Raw genomic sequence first — 21,876 nt, 5'->3', positions numbered from 1 at the left:
AACCACCTCGCGAAACAGAATGAATGCTGTTCTGTAAGTCTAGCTAAGGATTGCAGCTTTGGCGCGGATGGCGCGAATCATCGCTTCCAGTCCCTGAGCACGGGACGGGGTGAGGTGTTGGGTCAGGGCCATTTTTTCAAACCACGGACGGACATCGAACGCGACAATATCCTGAGCCGACATCTGGTGATAAAGAATGAAAACGACCGCAATAAGCCCTTTAACAATGGCAGCATCGCTGTCGCCGCGCAGCTCGATAGTGCCGTCATCCGACTGCGCCATCACAATCCACACCTGACTCTGACAGCCCTGAATACTGTTCTCCGGGCAATGCGCCTCTTCGCTGAGCGGCGGTAAACGCTGTCCCAGCTCAATGATGTAGAGATACTTCTCTTCCCAGTTTGCGCAACGCGAGAAGTTACGCAGTAATTTATCTTTGTCCGGCAGATCTGCCATCTTTCGCCTCCTTGTTAGCCCAGCAGCTGATGGATGCGTTTTAGCCCCGCCACCAGCCTGTCGACCTCTTCCGTTGTGTTGTACATCACCAGCGATGCGCGGCACATTGCCGGGACCTGGTAAAACGCCATCAGCGGCATGGCGCAATGGTGCCCGGTACGGACCGCTACGCCGTAATTATCGAGGAAACTGCCCACGTCATAGGCATGGTGTTTCCCGAGATTGAACGCGATCACCCCCTGCCGGTCAGCCGGGCCGTAAAGGGTCAGATCCGGTACGCTGGCAAGTTCCGCAAGCGCATAGTGCATCAGCAGCTGTTCATACTCCTGAATGGCCTCAAGGCCGATCGCCGAAACGTAAGTAACCGCCGCCCCCAGCCCAATAATGCCCCCGGTGTTGGGCGTACCCGCCTCAAAACGCCACGGCGCACGGGCGTAGGTGGTGCCTTCCGTCAGGCTAACGGTGGCGATCATTGACCCGCCCCCTTCCCACGGCGGCATCGCCTGCAGGATGTCCTCTTTCACATACAGCACGCCAATCCCGGTCGGGCCGTAGAGCTTGTGGCCGGAGAACACGTAGAAATCGCAGTCCAGCGCCTGGACGTCAACCGCGTGATGCATCACCGCCTGAGCGCCGTCAATCAGCACCTTCGCCCCCGCCAGATGGGCCTTCTCGACGATCTCTGCGATCGGGTTTTCGGTCCCCAGCACGTTGGAAACCTGGGTGACCGCCACCAGCCGCGTGCGGTCATCCAGCAGGCCGTCAAGCAACTCAAGCTGCAGCGTCCCGTCAACATTGAGCGGGATCACCCGCAGCTGCGCCCCAACGCGCTCGCAGAGCATCTGCCACGGCACGATATTCGCGTGGTGCTCCATCTGGGTAATGATGATGTTATCCCCTGCGCGCACCTGGGCGTTGCCCCAGCTGTTGGCGACAAGGTTAATCCCCTCGGTTGTGCCGCGCACAAACACCAGCTCTTCGGGCGAGCGGGCATTGAGAAAGGCGGCCACCTGCGTGCGCACGTTCTCCATGCGCTGGGTGGCTTCCGCGCTCAGGGTATGGATCCCCCGATGCACGGCAGCGTAACCGTGGCGATAGAACTCCGCCTCCGCATCCACCACCTGATTCGGCTTCTGCGCGCTGGCCGCGCTGTCCAGATAGGCCAGCGGCAGCCCGTTGACTTCACGGGTCAGAACCGGGAAATCGGCCCGGACTTTCTCGACGGGAAAACTCATGCTTCGCCTCCAGGCAGACGCAGGCCAATACGGTCCAGCACCTGCTGTTTTAACTGACCATCGTGCAGCGCTTCCGTCAGTTCGGCGGCAAACGCATAGATAATCATCTTCTGCGCTGCCTGCTGATCAATACCGCGGGAACGCAGGTAGAACATCTGCTCGTCATCGATCCTTCCGACCGTGGCGCCATGGCTGCATTTCACGTCGTCGGCATAGATCTCCAGCTGCGGTTTGGTGTCCACCTCCGCCAGGCGGCCCAGGAGCAGGTTGTTATTGGTCATCTGCCCGTCGGTTTTAATGGCGTGCTGCGCCACGTTAATCAGGCCGTTAAACACCGCGCGCCCTTTGTCACTGACGATGGTTTTGTGCAGCTGGCGGCTGTTGCAGTAGCCCTTGTTGTGCTCAAGCCAGGTGCGCGTATCGCACACTTCTGATTTAACCGGCATCGCCAGGCTGTTGATGCGCAGCGTGGTGTTTTCACCGTTAAGCTGGGTGCTGGTGTTGTGGCGCAGCACCGCCCCGCCGAGCAGGAAGCTGTGGCTGAAAGCTGCGGCATCCTGAGCCAGCACAATATCGTTATGGGCAAAGTGGTGACTCTGCCCATTCTCAAACGCCAGCTTGATGTGGTGAAGTCGTGCATTAGCGGCGACGTTCATCGTCAGACGCGATCCGGTAAAGTGCCTGACCTCGTTAAGGCTGACGTAATGTTCGATTACCGTGGCCTCGGCCCCCTCCGCCAGTTCAAGATGATGGCGATAGTGCGCGGTATTGATTTCATCACCGTCGAGCCCCTGAGTGATATGCAGCAGTAACAGCGGTTTTGCCGGGCGCTGGTTACGCTTAACGTGGATATGCGTCACGCTCTGCGCCAGGCTCTCGGTAAGATGCAGAAACACCTCCGGCTGTACGGGAGCCGCCAGGCTCTGGCGCTCATCATCGAGGGTAATCGTATAACCGCTCTCTTGAGTGCTGTCGCTCAGCTCAGGACGGAACTGCCCGTCAACAAACACCAGCCGCAGGGCATCAACGTTCAGCGCCAGCGCATCCCGCTGGGCCGGGCTGATATCCGCCAGCCGAGAAACAAATTCGCCGTTCAACAGGCCATCAAGCGGGGTGTATTTCCAGTTCTCATGCTTACGCGTCGGCAGGCCGAGGCGCAGCATCTGCTGCAGATGCTGCTGCGCCTGCTCAGAACGTGTCCCCCCCTGGGCTTCAAACAGCCGGTGCCACTGCTGGAGCGCATTACTGCTGTTCGGTAAGCCAGCCATACCCCTGCTCCTCCAGTTGTTTAACCAGCGTGAAATCACCGGATTTCACAATACGTCCCTGATAAAGCACGTGGACGTAATCCGGCTTGATGTAATCCAGAATGCGCTGGTAGTGGGTGACAATAATGAACGAACGCTTGCCGTCGCGCAGCGCGTTAACGCCATCGGCGACAATCTTCAGGGCGTCGATATCCAGACCGGAGTCGGTCTCATCGAGAATGCACAACTCGGGCTCCAGAACCGCCATCTGCAGAATATCGTTACGCTTTTTCTCGCCGCCCGAGAAGCCGACGTTGACTGAGCGGGTCAATAAATCTTCCGGCATTTTGAGCAGCTTGATCTTCTCTTCCATCAGATCCTGGAAATCGAAGCGATCCAGAGCCTCCTGGCCACGATACTTGCGCACCGCGTTCAGTGCCGTCTGCAGGAAGAACTGGTTACTGACGCCCGGGATCTCAACCGGATACTGGAAGGCCATAAAGATGCCCTCCCCCGCACGATCTTCCGGCGACATCTCCAGCAGATCTTTGCCATTAAATTCGACCGAGCCGCGGGTGACTTCGTAATCTTCACGCCCGGCCAGCGTCGCCGAAAGCGTACTTTTCCCGGAGCCGTTCGGCCCCATAATGGCGTGAACTTCACCCGGTTTGACGTCAAAATTGAGGCCACGCAGGATGGTTTTGTCTTCCACGCTAACCTGTAAATCTTTAATGCTTAACATGTGCTTTCCTTAACCGACGCTGTGTTCAAGACTAATGGCGAGGAGTTTCTGGGCTTCAACGGCAAATTCCAGCGGCAGTTCAGAGAACACGTCCTTACAGAAGCCGTTGACGATCATCGAGATGGCATCCTCTTCGCTGATCCCGCGCTGCAGGCAGTAGAAGAGCTGATCTTCGCCAATGCGTGACGTCGTCGCCTCATGCTCCAGCTGGGCGGTGTTATTGCGACACTCGACGTACGGGAAGGTGTGCGCGCCGCAGTCTGCGCCAATCAGCATCGAGTCACACTGGGTAAAGTTTCGCGCATTGGTCGCCGTCGGCATGATCTTCACCAGCCCGCGATAGCTGTTCTGGCTGTGCCCGGCGGAGATACCTTTCGAGATAATGGTCGATTTGGTGTTTTTACCAATGTGGATCATCTTGGTGCCGGTATCGGCCTGCTGATGCCCGCTGGTGAGCGCCACCGAGTAAAACTCACCGATGGAGTTATCGCCGCGCAGGATGCAGCTCGGGTACTTCCAGGTGATGGCAGACCCGGTTTCCGACTGGGTCCACGACATCTTGCTGTTTTCACCTTCGCACAGCGCACGCTTGGTGACGAAGTTCAGAATACCGCCGGTATTGCCGTCGCCCGGGAACCAGTTTTGCACCGTGGAGTATTTCACTTCGGCATCTTTATGGATGATGACTTCTACCACCGCCGCATGCAGCTGATAGCTGTCGCGGACCGGGGCGGAGCACCCTTCGATGTAACTGACGTAGCTACCCTCGTCGGCCACCAGAATCGTGCGTTCGAACTGACCGGTTTTTTCCGCATTGATGCGGAAATAGGTCGAGAGCTCCATCGGGCAACGTACCCCTTTCGGCACGTAAATAAAGGTGCCGTCAGAGGCCACCGCCGCATTGAGCGCCGCGAAGAAGTTGTCGTTAGAGGGCACCACGGTCCCGATGTACTTTTTCACCAGTTCCGGATGATCGTGAATCGCTTCGCCGAAGGAGCAAAAGATAATCCCCTGCTCGGCCAGCTTGTCGCGGTAGGTGGTGGCCACCGAGACGGAGTCAAAGATAGCGTCCACCGCCACCTCTTTCCCCTCGCGAACCGGCACGCCCAGCTGGTTAAAGGCTTCTTCCACCTCTTTGCTGAGGAAGCTGTTTTCCGCACCGGTTTGCTGCACCGCGCCGGGCTGCGAGGCGCAGGTGTCATCACAGCTGCCGCAGGAGGGTGCAGAGTAGTAGCTGTAGTCCTGATAGTTCAGCTTGTCATAATGGGCTTTCAGCCAGTGCGGCTCTTCCATCTCCAGCCAGGCGCGGTAAGCGCTCAGGCGAAATTCCAGCATCCACTCGGGCTCGTTACGTTTTGCCGAGATCGCCCGAACGACATCTTCGTTGATGCCTTTCGCCAGTTCATCCGTCTGCAGCTGGGTGAAGAACCCCTCTTTATAGTTGAGGTGTCCACCGCTCCAGGTCTTTACTTCACTCGTTGCTTCAGTATTACGAGACATAGTACCGCCTATACCCCAAAGCTTTCGCCGCAGCCGCATTCGTTCTGGGCTTTCGGGTTATGGAATTTGAATAACTGGTTTAAACCTTCGCGGACGTAGTCCACTTCGGTACCGTCGATAAACGGCATGGCCTGCAGTGCGACGAATAATTTTGCACCGTCCGTCTCAAACACCAGGTCATCTTTCTCGGGCTCGGTGACGGTGTCGAGAACGTAACCGAAGCCTGCGCAACCGGTCTGTTTGACCCCAAGACGCACACCGAGGATCTCGGGCTTTTTCGCCACCAGCTCGTGAATATGTGCCGCCGCCGCGGGCGTCAGCGTTAAACCGCGCCAGCTAAAATCGGCAGGATTAAAGGTTTCTGAATGCAGTTCCATAGGTCCACCTCATCTGATAAGCCATCAGGGCATAACACCATGTTAGTGATAACGATTATCACTTCAACCCTCTGTCAGCAGGGGCATTCGGCTAAACCGCCCTTTTTGCCTACTTTTATTAAGCATAGACCCTGTGGCAGGATGCAGGCAGGATGGATTTAATTGTTCAATGCATTGATTAATAATGCATTTTGTCATGGCATGTATCACAGAGATGAGAAAAGTAAAATATGCATCGGAAATGCCTATTTTTGAGATAGCTTTTCTGACTTCCGTGAAAACAGGCAATTTTCTCGTAACGCTATTCATCTTCTCGATCTCGCGTATCCGGGAAAAATGCCTGTTGCTCAGAAATTCCCTATTCCTCAGGGCTTAAAGCGGCACGGGAAGCTTGAATGGAAGGTATAAAAAACCCGCCGATGCGCGGGTTGAATGGTATGGGCACTGCGTGGAGGATATTGCTGAAGTCTTTGGGTGACGAGGCAATTGCAGTGTCCATTCCACCAGAAAAAGCCCCGGCATGCACCGAGGCTGGAAGAGTGTTTTACAGCTTAAAGCCCACTTTCTGCTGCAGCTTTCGCCTGGGTTAATGCTCCGGCATTAAATATTGGGTGCTCGTGATTATTCGTTATGTCACGAACGCGGTAGATTTTCCATGCATCATCTTCACGACGCAGAAATACTTCAAGGTGCATGGTTTTCCCTCCACCAGCTCCCTCAATGACCTGCACTACTTCACTGTTTAAAAATGGCCTTGCGTTTTTGCACTCGTAACGCAGGTATCCATTCGCGAGAATAATCCTGGGTATACGTAAAATAGTCAGACTCTATTAACTCTTGTTCATAGATTTCCTGAATGGCATCAATCCGGGCAATCGTATCAGCAGAAACATATTTACGCAGCTCATCGGCAGGATAAGGCCTGGCATCATCACTACCGAATGCGTAAAGATAGGATTTATAAAATGACTCGGTAGCGTCTTTCGCATCCTGATTATCACTGGCAGTCGAACTACATCCCACCAGCAACATAACGAATGATAGAAATATCCTTTTCATCAATGCATCCTGTATTAAAGGGGGGTTGCATTTTGAGAACGCCCCAGAACGTGTGAACGGAGATACTAAACTGCAGCTTCTTTATTCCAACTCATTCTTAGTTCCTTTAAGTAAGTAAGAATAGAATTATTATATTAACCATTTATTTTGCGCGGGTTTAAAAATGCTGTTTTCAAAAATTGCTGCGGCGATACGGCAGGAGCATTGATGCTAAACATCTTCGCAAATACCCGGACTGAGCAGAAAGCATGCCCTGATGTAGGTCCCGGCCGTTTACACCGGGATGTGTCACGGGGAAATCAACGCGCTGGCCTGGTATGTAACTTGAAAGCGCTTCTCAGCAGTACACAACCTGATAATGCGAGTCTTTTTCTGAAAATCATGCATTCACTCTGGATCACATTATTAATCGCTGTAGCATTAACCATACACATTCAAAGGTAATTAGGTGTCATATGGCGTTACAGGGAAAGATGATTCTGAACGGCGCGGATTACGCGCCTTTCGATCTGTATGGTGTGGGCGTGTTCATGGCGCACTCCGGGTTGGGGGCCAATAGAAATAATGCCAGTTGCGGGCATGTCGCAAATACTGGCCCTATTCCGCCAGGAAAATACTGGATTGTAGATCGCAAGGAGGGTAACTGGTTTTCGCAAAAAAAAGAGGAGATTCATGATGCGGCTAACAGAATAATTGGCCGAAATGCTTTTGGTAAATCTGACTGGTTTGCTTTGTGGCGTGATGACTGGGGTACAGATGATTACACATGGATAGAAAACGTAAAACGTGGAAATTTCCGGCTACATCCCGGCACGGTTTCAAAAGGATGCATAACTATCGCCAGTGTTGCTGATTTTGCGATGATTCATAACGCGTTAATGAGTACATCGCTTATTCAGATTCCATGCATGCGGTCACTCATGGCGCGAGGATGGGTGGAGGTAGTAGCGGGTGGCTACATTAAAAAACCTTGCTCGTAGGGCACGTAAAATCATTTACTTTCTCATTTTATTACTCGCTATTGGTCATATGCTACCAGGCCCAGAATTATATATTAATTATGATTTAGCCAGAACAACAGCAATGATTATTACCGGGAATGAGACAGCAGAATCAATGTATGACGCCTATTCATTTATTGACTGGCTTACAATGCTAATTATCACTACCTCTTTCTATATTTTAACAATGAAGTTAATCACAAAACTAAGAAGATAATAAAATGCCTATCCCCCCCTATATGTGGCTGAAAGACGATGGCGGTGCAGATATCAAAGGATCTGTTGACATACAGGATCGTGAAGGAAGTATTGAGATTATCGGTCTGAGCCATGGTATAAATTTGCCCGTTGACAGCGCAAACGGTAAAATCACCGGCACCCGCCAGCACTCATCCATGGTGATTGAAAAAGAAGTTGATAGCTCTACGCCCTATCTTTATAAGGCTGCAGCAACCGGGCAGACGATGAAAAGCGCAGAAGTAAGGTTTTATCACATTAATGATGCAGGCCAGGAAGTTTGTTACTACACCGTTCTGATGGAGAATGTGAAATTAACTGGCGTCCACTGCAGCGTTCCGAATGTTAAGCTGCCGGGGAACGATACAATGAATCACATTGAAAGTGTCAGCATTCAATATGAAAAAATCACCTGGAGAATTCTTGACGGTAATATTCAGTTTTCAGATGCATGGAATGAGCGTCGTACAAGTTGACTTATACGGTTCGGGGGGTTAATGAGATTTATTCAGAAAAAGGCCCTTAAGGCCTCTGACTATGACTGATGAAATGAAACCGCAAATCCCTGCTCACGCCAGTGATCGAGCTGCTCCTGCTGGCGAGGGGTTGGGGATTTCCCCGTCCAGACGAAGATTTTTTGCCCGGGAAACAGTTCAGGACGCGGTGAATCAATCGGTTCCGCCAGAACGTCAATGTGCCAGCCCTTCTGCGATAGGCGCGCGGCTTCGAGCCACAAATGGGTGCGATCATCGCATTCCCAGCCAATCAGGAGCGCGTCTTTACCGGCTTTCTTGCGGGACTCCGCCAGGCTTGCAATCGCGAATTCAATCAGTACACCATCAAACAGGCTCGCCATGTGGCGCACCGTGTTTTGATCCTGGTTCATCCGCTGGCGGACGGGAGAGATAATATTGTCAATCAGCGCATCCATCGGGTGATCGCGACGAAACTCACCGACTTTGGCGCGCAGTTTTGCCGGACTGGCGTAACGCAGTACGGTCATCATCTCTTCCTGAAAGGTGAGCCAGTTGCCCTGCGTCAACACTTCTTTGTTTTCCAGCAAGGCTTTGACTTTGCCGACCGAAACGCCGCTCTTCATCAGGCGTTTGATCTCTTCAATACGCAGGATATCTTCATCGTCAAACTGACGATGACCCCCTTCGCTGCGCTGCGGCTTCAACAATCCATAACGGCGCTGCCAGGCACGCAGCGTAACGGGGTTGATACCGCATCGTTCGGCCACTTCGCCGATACTGTAATAGGCCATTAACTCCCTCACGCTCAGAACTTCCATACCTAACTACACCAACCTTATCAGATTGTACAAACCATTTGTATAATTAAGGCCACATTTTGCTCAGGTGAACGGGCGACGTTGCCCCTCACCTGTTAATACATTGTTGTATAAAATGTGCCTGTCGTACAGTTAAGTCTGTCGAAATGTGTACAACCTTATCAGATTTCGAATCTCTTCTCCGGCCACGCAATCGCCGGTATTCCGCCATGCCGGGGGCTGGCAAAAAGGTGCCCCTGGAACTGGGAAATGCCCGCAGACTCCAGCCACATCCACTCTTCCGCCTTCTCTACGCCTACCGCGCAGAACTGAATTTCAAGCGAGGCACAGCATTTAATGATCGCCTGAATAATGGCCTGTCGGGGGCCACTTTTGTGCACGTTCGCAACCAGATCGCGATTAATCTTAATTCTGTCCGGCTGGAACTGAGCCAGCAGCTGCAGCCCGGCAAAACCAGCACCAAAGTGATCGATCGTCACGCTGATCCCCGCGCTTTTCAACTGCCTGACCGAATCCGTAAACTCATCAAAACGGGAAATGGCTTCGCTTTCGGTAAACTCCACCACAATTTGCTCGGGCACAAAGCCATTGGCTTCAATCGCGGTAAGCAGGAAATCCACGGCGTTGGGAATGTTAACCAGCGTCATGGGCAGCAGGTTGAGGGATAACGTCTGGCCCTGTAACCCCAGCGCGCTGGCCATGGAAAGCGCGACCTGTTTGCTTTGCAAATCCGAGGCATACACTTCGTCACGCGGCCGGTTGGCAAAATAGACCCCAGGTGCGCCGCCGTCCGGGGTGCGGAGAAGCGCCTCCCAGGAGACGACCTGCTGCATAAACGGATCGACTATCGGCTGGAAGGCGAAGCTGCAATCCGCCCCTTTCGCGACCACTTCAGGTTGCGCGGACAAAGGTGTTTCTTCGGTGACAAAATCCCATGAATCCGCAGGCGGCAGTTCAAAGTAGTTCGATTTTTCAGTCGCTTCGATAAAGGTACGGAAAAACTGCAGAGGGCGGTCGTTATACGTCAGCTGGTAACGGGTCGTTCCCCTGTTGAGCACCTGCTGCAGCACCTCATCCCTGTCGTACTGGCGTAAATCAAACAGCTCCATGCCCACGTTACCAAAACGCCGGACTGGACCGTGATCGCGCATTAACTCCACTACGTTATGGTGACGCGGGTCGTTACAGATCTGCTCATAGATGGAAGTTACCTGCTCCACCGGCCCTTCAAGCAGTTGAAAAAAATGAGTGCCGTTAAACAGCAGGATCCCCGTGACATTGGATTGCCGGTTTTTACGATTTGCAGCAGCGACCATGGCTTCCAGCGCTTTCACTGGAACGTCCTCGCAGATATGACTGCGGTAAATGATGGTTGTGAGCATGCTATTCCTGGGGTTAGGGTTTTGGCCACGAAAGACGTGGGTAATTTTCATTTATAGCACATTAATTGCCCTACAAATAATTTACATCTCAATCATTTACAGCAGTTAATGTGATTTTTTTCTCTGCTGTACAACTTACCAGCGTCAGAACTTTTTGTACAATATATCCTGTAACGTTACCGCTTCGCGACAACGCTATAACTATATGATAATAAAATAATTTATAAAATATATCATAAAAAAATTCAAAATTTGTACATTTTGGGTGTACAGATTTTGAAATTGTGTATACCTTAAATGTAACGTTAGTGATTACAAAATTTTACAGGAGCGAAACATGCAGCAGAAAGGTTACGCCACAGATTCCGCAGCAGCGATCGCACAGTACTTCGAAAAGGCCGCCCTTCCGACCCAACAGGAGACGCTGGGTCAGGTGGTAGTAGAAATTCTCAGCGACGGGCGAAACCTGAATCGCAAATCGCTCTGTACCAAGCTGCTCAGCCGACTCGAGAAAGCGGATGGGCCGGAAGAGGAAGAGCATTACCACATGCTGCTTGGTCTGCTCTTCGAACGGTAAGGTTATGAACAGCAGTGACGCAGACAGTCTGATCGACAAGCTTATCGGTGAAGCCGTTCTCTCTCTGTTGAAAGAGCGGGGGCCTGTGACAACCGAAGGATTGCTACAGCGTCTGCGGGCGATGAAAGCCTGTGAAAAGGATCCCCGGCGGCGGGAGACACTTGCGAGGGTGATTGCCGACATCGGCTCTAACAATCTCACCTTTACACGTCGCAGAACCGCACAAGGACGAACGAGAAGAGAGGGACCTCTCAACGATAACAGAGACAATGTAGTGCCGTTATTTGGAAGTGGAAAACCGTCCGACCCCAAAAAAATACATTGACTGCAATTTAACAGCTACGGTGAGAACAAATGAGACAAAATATTCAGCTTCAACCCGAATACCACTCTGCTTTTTTAGACAGTGCGCTGGCGGAATATTTCCGTCACGCAGGCGATCGTTTTGCTGAAGAGTCCGCTATTTTTTCTACTGCAGTACGCTGTGTTCTGGCCTCCGAGGGTCACCTGTCTAATAAAGCGATCATCTTATGGCTTATTCAGACGCTGGAAGCCACTAACGACGTGGTTCAGGCGGACGTCATTCGTAAAACGCTGGAAATCGTGGTGGGTTACACGATGGACGATCTCTGAATTCCTGCCTGCCACGCCCCCGACGTGTCATCGTCAAAACTGACGAACAGCCTGACGATGACACGTAACGCCCCGCATAACACCCTGTAAAACCAGCAAAACCAATCTGGCACGCTTCCTGCTTAATGCCACGTACGGGACTGGGTTGTCCAGTCAACTTTGCTTCATTTCTTAACAGGTCTGTTATTGATGAAAAAGATCGCCAGCGTCTGCCCGTACTGCGGTGCAGGCTGTAAATTAAACCTTGTCGTAGAAAATAACCGTATCATCCGTGCCGAAGCGGCAGAGGGGGTAACAAACCAGGGCACCTTATGTCTGAAAGGATTTTACGGTTGGGACTTCCTCAACGATACCCGTCTGCTCACCCCACGCCTGACCCAGCCAATGATCCGCTACCACAAAGGCGAGCCATTCACCCCCGTTACCTGGGAAGAGGCTATCCGTTACACCGCTCACCGGCTCAGCAGCATTAAAGCGCAGCACGGACCGCGGTCAATTATGACCACTGGCTCCTCCCGTGGAACCGGCAATGAAACCAACTATGTGATGCAGAAATTTGCCCGTGCGGTGCTAAACACCAACAACGTGGACTGCTGTGCGCGCGTCTGTCATGGCCCATCCGTTGCAGGGCTTCAGGAGACGCTCGGCAATGGCGCGATGAGTAATTCCATCAACGATATTGAGAACTCAAAATGTCTGCTGGTGTTTGGCTATAACTGCGCAGATTCCCATCCTATCGTCGCCCGGCGCGTGCTGAAAGCGCGTGAAAACGGCGCAAAAATTATCGTCTGCGATCCGCGGCGCATTGAAACGGCGCGAATTGCCGATCAGCATCTGCAGCTCAAAAACGGCAGCAACATGGCGCTGGTGAACGCCTTTGGCTACGTGCTGCTGGAAGAGGAACTGTACGACAAAAACTACGTTGCACGCTTTACAGAAGGGCTTGAGGCCTACCGGCAGACGGTAAAAGACTATGCGCCAGAGCGTGTGGAACATCTCACCGGCCTCCCCGCCCGTGAGGTGCGTCAGGCGATGCGTACCTTCGCGGCGGCCCCTTCCGCTACCGTGATGTGGGGGATGGGCGTCACCCAGTTTGGTCAGGCCGTTGATGTGGTCAAAGGGCTCGCAAGCCTGGCGCTGTTGACCGGTAATCTCGGTCGCCCTGCCGTCGGCGTCGGACCGGTGCGCGGTCAAAACAATGTTCAGGGGGCCTGTGATATGGGCGTGCTGCCCAATATGTTCCCCGGCTATCAGGATGTCACCGATCCGGCCGTTCGGCAGAAGTTCGCCGACGCCTGGGGGATTGACGTTGCGGCGATGGACGATCGGGTCGGGACGCGCATCACCGAAGTGCCGCACCTGGCGCTGGAAGGCAAGATCAAGGCCTACTACATCATGGGGGAAGATCCGCTGCAAACGGAGGCCGATCTCGGGCTGGTGCGCAGTGGTTTTGAAGCGCTCGATTTTGTCGTGGTTCAGGACATCTTCATGACCAAAACGGCGGAAGTGGCGGACGTTCTGCTCCCGGCAACCTCCTGGGGTGAACACGGCGGCGTCTTTACCTGTGCCGACCGGGGATTCCAGCGTTTCGGCAAAGCCATCGAGGCCAGCGGCAACGTGAAGCGCGACTGGGAGATTATCAGCCTGCTCGCCACCGAGATGGGTTACCCCATGCACTACGACACTAACCAGCAGATCTGGGATGAGATGCGCGAGCTGTGCCCGCTTTTCTACGGGGTAACCTATGAAAAAATGGGCGAGATGGGCCACGTGCAGTGGCCGTGCCCGACGCTGGATCACCCCGGCACTCCGTACCTGTACAAAGATAATCAGTTCGACACCCCAACCGGTAAGGGGCAACTGTTTGCCGCGCCGTGGCGCGCGCCGGCAGAAACGCCTGATGACGATTACCCGCTGGTGCTCTGTACGGTGCGCGAAGTGGGACACTACTCCTGCCGCTCCATGACCGGTAACTGCGCCGCGCTGCAAAGCCTGGCCGACGAGCCCGGCCGGGTGCAACTGAACCCTGCCGATGCGGACAAACGGGGCATTACTGACGGGCAGCTGGTCTGGGTGCGTTCGCGTCGCGGCAAAGTGATTACCCGCGCCAGCATCAGCGAGCGCATCAACGCCGGGGCCGTCTACATGACCTATCAGTGGTGGATCGGCGCCTGCAACGAGCTGACCCAGGATAATCTCGACCCCATCTCCAAAACGCCGGAAACGAAGTACTGCGCGGTGCAACTGGAAGCGATTGAGGACCAGCGCTGGGCTGAGGACTATGCGGCGTCTGCCTATCAATCGATGAAGACCCGGTTGATCAGCGCAGTGAATGTGTGAGTAAAAAGAGGCTCACCGCGTGGGCCTCTGACACATTGCGCGTTTATCCAATTAACAGCAGGCAGGATAAATCATCACCGCCGTTGATTTTATTAATTGCAAAGTCCATGCGCGCATCAATGGTCGAATTGTGCATGGTCTTTTCTGACAGGCTGGCGATGGTTTTCATCACCACCTGCTGGTCGATTTCACCCTGCATCGATTTAACGCTGAGAATGCATTTGACGTAGAAAAAGTCCAGCACCATACGATAAAACTGTCGCATGATGGTTGCCGTGTTTTTGCCGGGGAAATAGCTGCTGTAGAGTTTATACAGCAGATAATTGCGTAACACATAAGGCTCTGACAAACAGGAATCCTCACACAGTGTACGCCACTGATGATTAATCTTGTCGAACTTCGCCTCCAGGTCGGCCGGGTCGTCTGAACCGGCAATATCCAGATACGCGGCAATGTGCTGATGCCCTTCCAGAATAAAACCGTCCCGGGCTGAATCTTTCGCCACGTTGGTTCCCATTACCGACAGTGCAAGATATTTCATCGCGTTTGAACGGGCCAGATTACCGGAATCCATCAGCGATTTTCCGCTTTGCAGTTCAGTCAGTAACGCGTCGTAGAAACGTTCCACTTCCGCAAATCTATTATGCAAATCAAAGTTAACGTGCTGAAGACAGAGAATAAACTGTGCCAGCGCCATTAAATTCTCTTCAATGTTACGGGATGGCGACTGGATGATATTCCAGGCAAAGAGATGGATCACCTGCTGCGTCTGCGAAGCAGACTGGCGCTGCCCAATCAGGTTTGTTTTATAGCGCGCCACGAGCTCATCCTGCTCCTGAAGCAGCATGGCATCCGGGTCAAACAGCACACGTCGCACCACTTCCGGACAGGAGAGCGTCATCGTATGTCGTGTCTCATCCTGATAGCGGGTTGAATTGCGGGGATAGATACTGCAGGTAGGCGACAGCGCCTCTTCCCCTAAATCACGGTGTACCATGCAAAGCTTGTTTTCATCGATAAACGGACAGTCCCCGTTTTCGTTGAGCCTGATTCTGGAATAGCTGCTCTTGCCCTTGCGCTGCAGGATGAGATTCTCTTTGGCAATGGCGGCAATGCCCGGGTGCGAGGAGAGGAGATATTTCTGGTGGGTTTTCTTATCAATATTGATCGTCCAGCCACGACAGCATGACATTAAGCACTCTGGCCCAACGCACTGAAACTTAGTAAAAAAAAGCGGCTTGATAGTTTTATGAATATGCATAGCGAAGGCGTCATTTTATAAAGCATAAAAAGTACCATGACGCGCTCGCTATTCTAAAGGCGCATAACCGTGCACTATGTTTTGTAATTCACTGCATCACGGGAACACACTCCCCGTAATGATTGACCAGATAGTCACGCAGCAGGTTCGGGTAACTCTTTTTCTCCACCATTTTACGAATCAGCGCAATCAGTTCAAAATCCGTTCGCAGATTAAATTTCTGCATCATCATATATTTATGCGTAAAGACAGTTTTATCATTCATCTCCAGCGCCCGGGCCACCTGCACTACCGATAGCCCCCGGTAAAAATTCACCATAATGCGAATTTGCTGGGGTGATAATATTTTATACTGACATTCACAGCAGCTTATTTTCTTCCAGATATAACCGGGCGCCTGCGTGCGATACCAGGCGAGAAACAGCATCTCGCTCAGGCGATCGAGCGAGACATTACGCGGAATAAAAAGAATATCGTGGAAACAGGCGTTAAATGCCGAAACGCCCGGCGCATCTTCCACCAGTCCTATCACGATCCCTTTCTGGCGGGCCTGTAATTCTGGAATACAGGTGAGCGTCTCCCCTTTACAGAGGGAGAGCACGATAATATCGGCAGTGCTGACGTTTTCATGGCTAAATTGCGTCGCGAAGTGGATCGGCTGTTTAAAATTACGCAAAAAGAAATCCATAAAAAAATGCTGCAGTCCACTGCGAAAAAATTGATCGGCTTCCTGAATAAGAATATTCAACATAGCAAGTACCACTGTCCTTAATGAGTGAGGAACGTCAACGCTGACATCTCAGTTATATTGCATCGTCATCACAACGACTGCACTGATACTCCCCGGCGTCGCGCCGCCGCTAACCGATTTGACCGACGCCTGCATGGCCATCGTGGCGGTTCTGTCTGCCGCAATAGTTTGCGTTATGCTGGAACCTGTTCCCTTTAGCGTCCCGGTTCCGGCCTCACGCATGGCGACCGCCACGTTTGTCGCCGAGCCGCTGTTCATATAGTAGTCCGCCCCGGCGAGCGGATCGGGGCTTCCGGTGAACGAGACCGTGACGCTACGGGTTCCCGCCGGACACTGGGTAAACAGCAGGTTAAAAGGCACCGGATCGGATGATGACCCCGGCGTCGCCATATTGGTGGCCTGTATATTCCCAAGATTAATATCCATACTGGTGCTCCCGCCGTTAAAGATACAGGGCGAGGCAACGATATTTCCCGTGACGCCAAGATTCACGCTGTCAGCCGCGAACGTGTGCCCGCAGAATAAAAGCAAAATAAGCCCACGCTGATAATGTAATTTCATCACTCCACCTGTTACTGGTACGTCAGATTTAGCGTGGCGGAGGCATTCGCGGAGCCGGACTCAACGGAGGTTAAGGTCTGGTAATAACGCGCCGTTAACGGGAGCGTCTCTTGTCCACCCGCAGATTGTTTTAATAACAGACGGCTATTTAATGCCAGCGGCGTACCGTTATATAAAAGCTGCACGCCGACACCTTTTGCCGTACCGGCACTCCCCTGCCCCGTTAAGGCCATCACGCTGGTATTTGCACTGTCGGGATTCTGTATTCCGCTGAGCGAGACCGTAATATTGGTGCCAGCGCTGCAGGTTAATCCCAGATTTTGTGTATTCTGCGCCACGCCCGGCGTGGTCCCCACTACGGTGCCAAACGCGGATGCCGGAATATCACCAAGCGGGAACGTCAGCTGTGGCGTACTGATCGTGCATGCCAGGGCGTTGATGGTTCCGCCGGTAAGTTGCTCGGTCAGCCCGTCACGATAAACCCCGTCGCTGCCCTGGAGCGTGACCACGCCGATGACCCCCGGCGTTAAGGCACCGGATGACACCGGGCCGGTCACCACCAGCTCGACCCGGCCGCCATACCAGTCCACATAAGAGGTCTGCGCACTGTAAGAGAATGTATTGCTCGGGTTCTCGAAATAGGCATTTGAAGAAAACCGAATGCCTATGCCGCTGACGTTGGTGTTATACACATGATTGCCGTAGCTGCTCAGCGTGGCATTGTTATAGCGCATGCTAAAACCCAGCATTAACGGATTGGTACACCCTGTCAGATAGCTGCCTGTCATGCTTCCCGTGCCGGAAAAAATCACCGTGCCGACAGGCGTATCACGTTGAACATTAATGGTCCCCACCGACAGCGTCGACAGCTGCGGCGTAATAGTGGTGCAGGTCCCTGCCCTGGCCATTTGCCAGCCGCACAGACAACACAGCAGTAAAATAGCGTTGATGAACTTCATATTAATGCTCCTGGCGACACGTGACGCTAATGTCAGCGATGCCACCATACTGAGATCCTTTCGGCAGATTAAAATCCGCCCGACACTGCTGGTGGGATTGCGTCCCCCAAGTCGCCAGAACGGTGCCCTGTTCGCGCAGGCCGGTTAAATAGACCTGACCGCGATCGCCGACGATAAAACTGCTGCTGGTGTCGCCCTCCAGCGTGACCACCGCGCCAAACGGCACGAAACGGTTATTGTCCATTAAGGTCATCAGCACCCGGCGTCCCACTTTGGAGAGGTAATCGGCTTTCACGACCGCACCGCGTGTCGGCGTGACCGTGCGCGTGTTGATCTCCAGCTCCACATCATCAGGCATATTCTCAGGATCGAGGGCGAGATCGTTTTTCCGGTACACGGAGAGGTTATTCACCACCGTGTAGCCCCGATAATCCGTCCGCACGCCAGCCTGATTGCGAATATTGACGCCGTGCGCGCCAGGGGCTTTGATTAACGCGTTGGTTTCCCCCAGCGGCTGCGACAGCGTAATGCCGTCAGCATGCGCAAGGATGCCACCCTGTAAGCCATAATTCAGGCGCTCACTACTGGTGTCGTAGCCATAGCCCGCCGAGACCTCGCCGTATGTGCCTTTATAGTCGCCGTTCATATTGCCGGTATAACCCACGCCATCGGTGCCGTAGCCCTGCTGGATATTCCAGTTCAGGGCGCTGTTTTCGAGAGCAACCCCATTCATGCCGAGATTGTGTGTTGTGCCGTTATTCTGACTGGCGTTCAGGCCATAGTTGGTCCACGTCTGCGGCAGAAATTTGTCCAGCGGCACGCTGACGGTAAACGCCAGAAGCTGGTCGCGATCCCAGGATTTCGTACTCCCGCTACCGGATGACGCCGGGCTGCCGTTTTTACTGAATGTCCAGGTCACGCCATAGCTGATGTTGTGCCAGTAATTGTTGTAACCGACGCTCCATGACGCCATTGATTTATCGGCGTTCCAGTAATCCTCCCGTGCGGCGCTCAGCGTCAGCGCGCCCAGGTTTCCACCCAGCGTCTGGCTCATCGTCAGCTCCACGCGATTGCGCCGTCTCTCCTGAAGTGCGCCGCTGTCCCCGAAGGAATCCAGCACTTCCTGCATCCCGTAATAGCCACGGGTTGAATAGCGGTATCCTGCAATCGAAAAATTTGTGCCGGTATTGAGCAGGTTCTTGCTGTAACGCGCGCGCAAGGACTGCCCCTGCGTTTTTGCGGTATCGGCCGGTGATGACCAGGCCTGGGTGATATCCGCGGAAAGCGCACCGAAATCGCCCATGTTTTTACCTACTCCAAGCGCAAGGGACTGGTACTTGCCGGAACCCTGCACGCCGCCATAGAGCGTAATGCCATCCGGCAGGCCATAAATCGCGGTGATCTGGCCAAACGGGGTTTTCTCCACGCTGCTGTTATAGGCGCGATACTGTCCCGCGGAGAGGGCATATTTCAGCCGTCCCTCGCGCTGCAATACCGGTACCGAGGCATACGGCAGCGTGAAATGCTGCTCGCTGCCATCCGCCTCTTTGATGGTTACGTCTAAGTCGCCCGCGCCGCCGGTGGGGTACATATCGCTAATTTCAAACGCGCCCGGCGCCACATAGCTTTGGTAGATCTGATAGCCATTCTGGCGGATCACCACCTGGGCATTGGTGCGCGCGATCCCGCGTACCACAGGCGCATAGCCCTTCAGGGAATCCGGCAGCATGTCATCGTCCGACGCCAGCTGGACGCCGCGAAACGGCATACTGTCAAACACATCCGCCGGGGCGGAACTGTCCCCGACGGTAAGCTGCGCTTTCAGCGGGATCACGGCACGTTGCAGGTAGCTGTAGACCGTGTCCCATTGATCCTTGCCGGAAGGATCCCGCGACCAGGTGGTGTAGTTGCGTAAACGCCACGGCCCGAAATTGATCCCCGGACGCAGGTTCGCATACTGGCTGTTGCTGCTGGACCCCGCGCCCGTTTTCGCCCGGCTGGTCGCCCCGCTCAGGCTGTAATTGAGCATGGCTGCGGTTATCCCCTCATCCCACATCTGCGGCGGGACATAACCTCTCGCCGGCAGGTCGATGGCTGCCTGAGGGATGCTGAGCACAAGGCGCTGGGCGCTAAACTGGAAATCTGCACTGGCCTGCGGTATCGCCTGAAGATTGACACACTCGCCCGGTTCCGCACTGAGTGCGGGAAATAATGCGGTTTTAACCCCCCAGCGTTTTAATTGCTCACTGCTCAGGCACGGCTGCAATGTCTCATCGCCATTCTCGTTTTTGCCTGCGGTAAAGCGAATATCCCCCGTCTCCACTAACGCGTCGTCAACAATAATATCGACATGGTAGTTCCCCGGCGCCTGAGAGCCTGATTCAAAAGCCGACAGATCGGCTTTATCCATGCCGGGATTATCCAGCTCTATCAGATCCGTGTTAAATGCCACACTGGCACAGAGCGCCGGAGAGGATCCGGCAAACGCCATGGCGATAAACGTCGCCAGGCGTGCAGGCCGCATCCTGTTTATTACTGTCATGACGAATTACCTGATAAATACGGGCGTTGCCGTTTGCTAACACATTACAAACTGGCCTGGTGTAAAACGCCGGGACTGCCATAGTCATTAATGATTTTAAACGTGAGTGAATTTCCCCTTACTTCATTCGGTAATGCAAACCGGGCTGAAGCGCCGGGTAAAACGTACGTCACGTCATCCAGTTTTTTCCCCGCCAGCGTAATTTCATTAAAATTAATGACGTATTGCGTAGGGTTTTTGACCTCAAGGTTATTCCCGGTTCGTTGCCAGGTTAATTTATTGGCCTGTTCCTCTGGTGTTGACGCCCGCAGACCTTCAGGCCGGTAAATCAGTTTGATGCGGGTTTTCACTGCAATTTGCAGGGAGTTCGTCTGTTTTGATGCCGACGGAATCGCTTTAATATTCAGCCAGAACAGACTTTCCCGTTCCTGTGACAATGCACCCGTCATTACAATTCGCTCAATGTTTTTTTGTCCGCCATCCAGGCGATATAATGGCGGTGTAATAATAAAAGGCGCTTTACCTGAATTCCCTTCCTGCATATCTATCCATGACTGAATTAAATAGGGCGTACTGTCAGGGTTATTTATGCTTATTGACGCTTCTTTTTTAGCCCCATCGAAGATGAGGCGGGTGCCGCCAATAATAACGCCGGCATTGGCTGTGGTCAGCGTGAGCGCAGACAGCGCCAGGGCCAGTCCTGTCGTGGTGATAAAACGCATGATAAACCTCATACAACAAAGGGGCCGGGTTGGCCCCTTAATGATTCTGCAAAATATCAGTTATAGATCACTGAGAAGTTAGCGACAGAGTTTGCCGGGCCGGCGGTGACTGTCGCTGCGGTGGAAATATACTGGGCATAGAAGCTCAGGGTATTATCCGCCGTGCTGCTCAGCACATAGCTGTAGCTGTTGCTGCCATGAAGCGGGAGATCCGCCTTATCGGCCGTCATCAGATTAATGGCCACCCCGGTCGCCGCCCCCGCCGCAGACGAATCAATCGCCAGCAGGCTGGCATTGGTGGCATCCGGCGTACCATCAAAACGCACTTTGGCGCTGGTCACCGTCACCGGACAGTTTTTCAACACAATATTAAACTGCGTTGCTGCCGTTCTGGCGCCGGTGGTTGGGAACTCCGTTTTATAATAATCCCCTAATACCACGACCTGATTTTGAGACGCGACATCCACATCGCAGGCGGAATCCAGAATATTACCGTTAAAGTTAACGGTACCGGCTGCGGCAAAAGCGTGCGTCGTTGCCAGAGTGGAGCCGATTGCCAGCATTGCTATCATCATTTTATTTTTCATAAGTAAATCCTGTATCACTTTATTTATTACAGAAATCCAGACAAAGCGGTTTGAAGCTGTTCACCGCCACCTCACCTTGTCATTTATATATTGTCAGGAGCCCATTAAATAATGTCGTTTCCTAGCTCAGCTTAAACATTCCGGGTTATGCCTGCCGACGAGTAAAATTTATACAACTCTTTTTCGGCGCACAATCTATTTGAGGTCTAGCTGTAGACTCAGGTTTAACAAAATTAAAACAATTCTCTTTAGAATTATCTCAATGCCATTATTACGGGTCTACTTTTAGACCCGTAAAAGACAACCTTAAAATTCATATAATTAGGACAACAACATCTTGCGGTCTATTTTTAGACCTGCCGTAAACATTCCACGACTCGCTGTTTTTTAAGATAATTCTTTATGCCGATCAA

24 protein-coding genes are annotated in these 21,876 nt (G+C 53.0%); 7 read left to right on the top strand and 17 right to left on the bottom strand.

All coding sequences use genetic code 11. From position 1 onward, the window contains the following. Positions 1 to 39: 39 nt before the first annotated feature. The 8 genes from sufE to EKN83_RS23530 form a co-directional block, all read right to left on the bottom strand. Positions 40 to 456: a cysteine desulfuration protein SufE gene (sufE, locus tag EKN83_RS12095; RefSeq protein ID WP_025757294.1), complete on the bottom strand. Its 417-nt coding sequence runs from the start codon at positions 454 to 456 to the stop codon at positions 40 to 42. A gap of 14 nt (positions 457 to 470) precedes the next feature. Beyond that, positions 471 to 1,691 carry a cysteine desulfurase SufS gene (gene sufS / locus EKN83_RS12090; RefSeq protein WP_126801002.1) on the bottom strand — a complete coding sequence of 407 codons (1,221 nt, stop codon included), beginning with the start codon at positions 1,689 to 1,691 and terminating at the stop codon, positions 471 to 473. Then, positions 1,688 to 2,959: a Fe-S cluster assembly protein SufD gene (sufD, locus tag EKN83_RS12085; RefSeq protein ID WP_126801001.1), complete on the bottom strand. Its 1,272-nt coding sequence runs from the start codon at positions 2,957 to 2,959 to the stop codon at positions 1,688 to 1,690. Before sufD ends, sufS begins: the two co-directional genes overlap by 4 nt. Then, on the bottom strand, positions 2,934 to 3,680 hold the full coding sequence (gene sufC / locus EKN83_RS12080; protein ID WP_025757297.1) for a Fe-S cluster assembly ATPase SufC: 747 nt from the start codon (positions 3,678 to 3,680) through the stop codon (positions 2,934 to 2,936). Before sufC ends, sufD begins: the two co-directional genes overlap by 26 nt. Before the next feature lie 9 nt (positions 3,681 to 3,689). Next, complete coding sequence (gene sufB, locus EKN83_RS12075) at positions 3,690 to 5,180, bottom strand: Fe-S cluster assembly protein SufB (RefSeq protein ID WP_025757298.1); 1,491 nt, start codon at positions 5,178 to 5,180, stop codon at positions 3,690 to 3,692. A gap of 8 nt (positions 5,181 to 5,188) precedes the next feature. Next, a complete protein-coding gene (gene sufA / locus EKN83_RS12070) occupies positions 5,189 to 5,557 on the bottom strand; it encodes a Fe-S cluster assembly scaffold SufA (RefSeq protein WP_025757299.1) in 369 nt (122 codons plus the stop codon). 551 nt (positions 5,558 to 6,108) lie between these two features. Next, positions 6,109 to 6,288 (bottom strand): YbjP/YqhG family protein, encoded by a 180-nt coding sequence (locus EKN83_RS23535; RefSeq protein ID WP_260591236.1) that lies wholly within the window; start codon positions 6,286 to 6,288, stop codon positions 6,109 to 6,111. 4 nt (positions 6,289 to 6,292) lie between these two features. Further along, complete coding sequence (locus EKN83_RS23530) at positions 6,293 to 6,616, bottom strand: YbjP/YqhG family protein (RefSeq protein WP_260591235.1); 324 nt, start codon at positions 6,614 to 6,616, stop codon at positions 6,293 to 6,295. Positions 6,617 to 7,071: 455 nt separating this feature from the next. Between EKN83_RS23530 and EKN83_RS12060 the strand changes: the two genes are divergently transcribed. The 3 genes from EKN83_RS12060 to EKN83_RS12050 are packed head-to-tail and all read left to right on the top strand — an operon-like array spanning position 7,072 to position 8,330. After that, a complete protein-coding gene (locus tag EKN83_RS12060; RefSeq protein WP_126801000.1) occupies positions 7,072 to 7,596 on the top strand; it encodes a DUF2778 domain-containing protein in 525 nt (174 codons plus the stop codon). After that, the gene (locus EKN83_RS12055) at positions 7,568 to 7,834 is read left to right on the top strand and encodes a hypothetical protein (RefSeq protein ID WP_255220586.1); all 267 of its coding nucleotides are present in this window, start codon (positions 7,568 to 7,570) and stop codon (positions 7,832 to 7,834) included. Before EKN83_RS12060 ends, EKN83_RS12055 begins: the two co-directional genes overlap by 29 nt. Before the next feature lie 4 nt (positions 7,835 to 7,838). Next, positions 7,839 to 8,330, top strand: a complete 492-nt coding sequence (locus tag EKN83_RS12050) for an Hcp family type VI secretion system effector (RefSeq protein ID WP_095449782.1) — start codon at positions 7,839 to 7,841, stop codon at positions 8,328 to 8,330. A gap of 59 nt (positions 8,331 to 8,389) precedes the next feature. Here the strand turns inward: EKN83_RS12050 and EKN83_RS12045 are convergent, their stop codons facing one another. Continuing rightward, positions 8,390 to 9,121, bottom strand: a complete 732-nt coding sequence (locus EKN83_RS12045) for a MerR family transcriptional regulator (protein WP_126800999.1) — start codon at positions 9,119 to 9,121, stop codon at positions 8,390 to 8,392. 188 nt (positions 9,122 to 9,309) lie between these two features. Beyond that, a complete protein-coding gene (locus EKN83_RS12040; RefSeq protein ID WP_126800998.1) occupies positions 9,310 to 10,530 on the bottom strand; it encodes a diguanylate phosphodiesterase in 1,221 nt (406 codons plus the stop codon). A gap of 337 nt (positions 10,531 to 10,867) precedes the next feature. On the opposite strand from EKN83_RS12040, the gene ycgZ reads away from it, so the two are divergent. The 4 genes from ycgZ to fdhF all read left to right on the top strand — a co-directional run bounded on the left by ycgZ (position 10,868) and on the right by fdhF (position 14,080). Next, positions 10,868 to 11,107, top strand: coding sequence for a regulatory protein YcgZ (gene ycgZ, locus EKN83_RS12035; RefSeq protein ID WP_024909397.1), 240 nt, complete (start codon positions 10,868 to 10,870; stop codon positions 11,105 to 11,107). Between the two features lie 4 nt (positions 11,108 to 11,111). Continuing rightward, the gene (locus EKN83_RS12030) at positions 11,112 to 11,432 is read left to right on the top strand and encodes a hypothetical protein (protein ID WP_095449784.1); all 321 of its coding nucleotides are present in this window, start codon (positions 11,112 to 11,114) and stop codon (positions 11,430 to 11,432) included. A gap of 29 nt (positions 11,433 to 11,461) precedes the next feature. Next, positions 11,462 to 11,740: a biofilm development regulator YmgB/AriR family protein gene (locus EKN83_RS12025; protein ID WP_023327185.1), complete on the top strand. Its 279-nt coding sequence runs from the start codon at positions 11,462 to 11,464 to the stop codon at positions 11,738 to 11,740. A 189-nt stretch (positions 11,741 to 11,929) separates the two neighbouring features. Continuing rightward, positions 11,930 to 14,080 (top strand): formate dehydrogenase subunit alpha, encoded by a 2,151-nt coding sequence (gene fdhF / locus EKN83_RS12020; RefSeq protein WP_126800997.1) that lies wholly within the window; start codon positions 11,930 to 11,932, stop codon positions 14,078 to 14,080. A 43-nt stretch (positions 14,081 to 14,123) separates the two neighbouring features. On the opposite strand, the gene fliB is transcribed toward fdhF, so the two are convergent. The 7 genes from fliB to EKN83_RS11985 form a co-directional block, all read right to left on the bottom strand. Beyond that, a complete protein-coding gene (gene fliB, locus EKN83_RS12015; RefSeq protein WP_126800996.1) occupies positions 14,124 to 15,341 on the bottom strand; it encodes a flagellin lysine-N-methylase in 1,218 nt (405 codons plus the stop codon). An 88-nt stretch (positions 15,342 to 15,429) separates the two neighbouring features. Further along, positions 15,430 to 16,092, bottom strand: a complete 663-nt coding sequence (locus tag EKN83_RS12010; protein ID WP_126800995.1) for a helix-turn-helix transcriptional regulator — start codon at positions 16,090 to 16,092, stop codon at positions 15,430 to 15,432. 48 nt (positions 16,093 to 16,140) lie between these two features. Continuing rightward, complete coding sequence (locus tag EKN83_RS12005) at positions 16,141 to 16,653, bottom strand: fimbrial protein (RefSeq protein WP_126800994.1); 513 nt, start codon at positions 16,651 to 16,653, stop codon at positions 16,141 to 16,143. An 11-nt stretch (positions 16,654 to 16,664) separates the two neighbouring features. Continuing rightward, entirely contained in the window at positions 16,665 to 17,612 is a 948-nt protein-coding gene (locus EKN83_RS12000; protein ID WP_126800993.1) for a fimbrial protein, read from the bottom strand. Position 17,613: 1 nt separating this feature from the next. Further along, positions 17,614 to 20,154, bottom strand: a complete 2,541-nt coding sequence (locus tag EKN83_RS11995; protein WP_126800992.1) for a fimbria/pilus outer membrane usher protein — start codon at positions 20,152 to 20,154, stop codon at positions 17,614 to 17,616. Positions 20,155 to 20,198: 44 nt separating this feature from the next. Beyond that, the gene (locus EKN83_RS11990; RefSeq protein ID WP_126800991.1) at positions 20,199 to 20,876 is read right to left on the bottom strand and encodes a molecular chaperone; all 678 of its coding nucleotides are present in this window, start codon (positions 20,874 to 20,876) and stop codon (positions 20,199 to 20,201) included. Positions 20,877 to 20,932: 56 nt separating this feature from the next. Next, the gene (locus EKN83_RS11985) at positions 20,933 to 21,463 is read right to left on the bottom strand and encodes a fimbrial protein (protein WP_025757313.1); all 531 of its coding nucleotides are present in this window, start codon (positions 21,461 to 21,463) and stop codon (positions 20,933 to 20,935) included. Between the last annotated feature and the right edge of the window lie 413 nt (positions 21,464 to 21,876).

The organism is Enterobacter sp. WCHEn090032, assembly GCF_003986875.1.
Lineage (GTDB): Bacteria > Pseudomonadota > Gammaproteobacteria > Enterobacterales > Enterobacteriaceae > Enterobacter > Enterobacter sichuanensis.
The sequence above is the reverse complement of the archived record's forward strand: the minus strand, read 5'-3'. Positions and strand labels throughout refer to the sequence as shown.

Bases quoted from the DNA above. Each gene is read 5' to 3' on its own strand.
- EKN83_RS12010 (WP_126800995.1), bottom strand. From the start codon at position 16,092: ATGTTGAATATTCTTATTCAGGAAGCCGATCAATTTTTTCGCAGTGGA.
- EKN83_RS12005 (WP_126800994.1), bottom strand. From the start codon at position 16,653: ATGAAATTACATTATCAGCGTGGGCTTATTTTGCTTTTATTCTGCGGG.
- EKN83_RS12045 (WP_126800999.1), bottom strand. From the start codon at position 9,121: ATGGCCTATTACAGTATCGGCGAAGTGGCCGAACGATGCGGTATCAAC.
- EKN83_RS12025 (WP_023327185.1), top strand. From the start codon at position 11,462: ATGAGACAAAATATTCAGCTTCAACCCGAATACCACTCTGCTTTTTTA.
- EKN83_RS12030 (WP_095449784.1), top strand. From the start codon at position 11,112: ATGAACAGCAGTGACGCAGACAGTCTGATCGACAAGCTTATCGGTGAA.
- EKN83_RS12050 (WP_095449782.1), top strand. From the start codon at position 7,839: ATGCCTATCCCCCCCTATATGTGGCTGAAAGACGATGGCGGTGCAGAT.
- EKN83_RS11990 (WP_126800991.1), bottom strand. From the start codon at position 20,876: ATGCGTTTTATCACCACGACAGGACTGGCCCTGGCGCTGTCTGCGCTC.
- sufE (WP_025757294.1), bottom strand. From the start codon at position 456: ATGGCAGATCTGCCGGACAAAGATAAATTACTGCGTAACTTCTCGCGT.
- EKN83_RS12060 (WP_126801000.1), top strand. From the start codon at position 7,072: ATGGCGTTACAGGGAAAGATGATTCTGAACGGCGCGGATTACGCGCCT.
- fdhF (WP_126800997.1), top strand. From the start codon at position 11,930: ATGAAAAAGATCGCCAGCGTCTGCCCGTACTGCGGTGCAGGCTGTAAA.
- EKN83_RS12040 (WP_126800998.1), bottom strand. From the start codon at position 10,530: ATGCTCACAACCATCATTTACCGCAGTCATATCTGCGAGGACGTTCCA.
- sufB (WP_025757298.1), bottom strand. From the start codon at position 5,180: ATGTCTCGTAATACTGAAGCAACGAGTGAAGTAAAGACCTGGAGCGGT.
- ycgZ (WP_024909397.1), top strand. From the start codon at position 10,868: ATGCAGCAGAAAGGTTACGCCACAGATTCCGCAGCAGCGATCGCACAG.
- EKN83_RS12000 (WP_126800993.1), bottom strand. From the start codon at position 17,612: ATGAAGTTCATCAACGCTATTTTACTGCTGTGTTGTCTGTGCGGCTGG.
- EKN83_RS23530 (WP_260591235.1), bottom strand. From the start codon at position 6,616: ATGAAAAGGATATTTCTATCATTCGTTATGTTGCTGGTGGGATGTAGT.
- fliB (WP_126800996.1), bottom strand. From the start codon at position 15,341: ATGCATATTCATAAAACTATCAAGCCGCTTTTTTTTACTAAGTTTCAG.
- sufC (WP_025757297.1), bottom strand. From the start codon at position 3,680: ATGTTAAGCATTAAAGATTTACAGGTTAGCGTGGAAGACAAAACCATC.
- EKN83_RS11995 (WP_126800992.1), bottom strand. From the start codon at position 20,154: ATGACAGTAATAAACAGGATGCGGCCTGCACGCCTGGCGACGTTTATC.
- sufA (WP_025757299.1), bottom strand. From the start codon at position 5,557: ATGGAACTGCATTCAGAAACCTTTAATCCTGCCGATTTTAGCTGGCGC.
- EKN83_RS11985 (WP_025757313.1), bottom strand. From the start codon at position 21,463: ATGAAAAATAAAATGATGATAGCAATGCTGGCAATCGGCTCCACTCTG.
- sufS (WP_126801002.1), bottom strand. From the start codon at position 1,691: ATGAGTTTTCCCGTCGAGAAAGTCCGGGCCGATTTCCCGGTTCTGACC.
- sufD (WP_126801001.1), bottom strand. From the start codon at position 2,959: ATGGCTGGCTTACCGAACAGCAGTAATGCGCTCCAGCAGTGGCACCGG.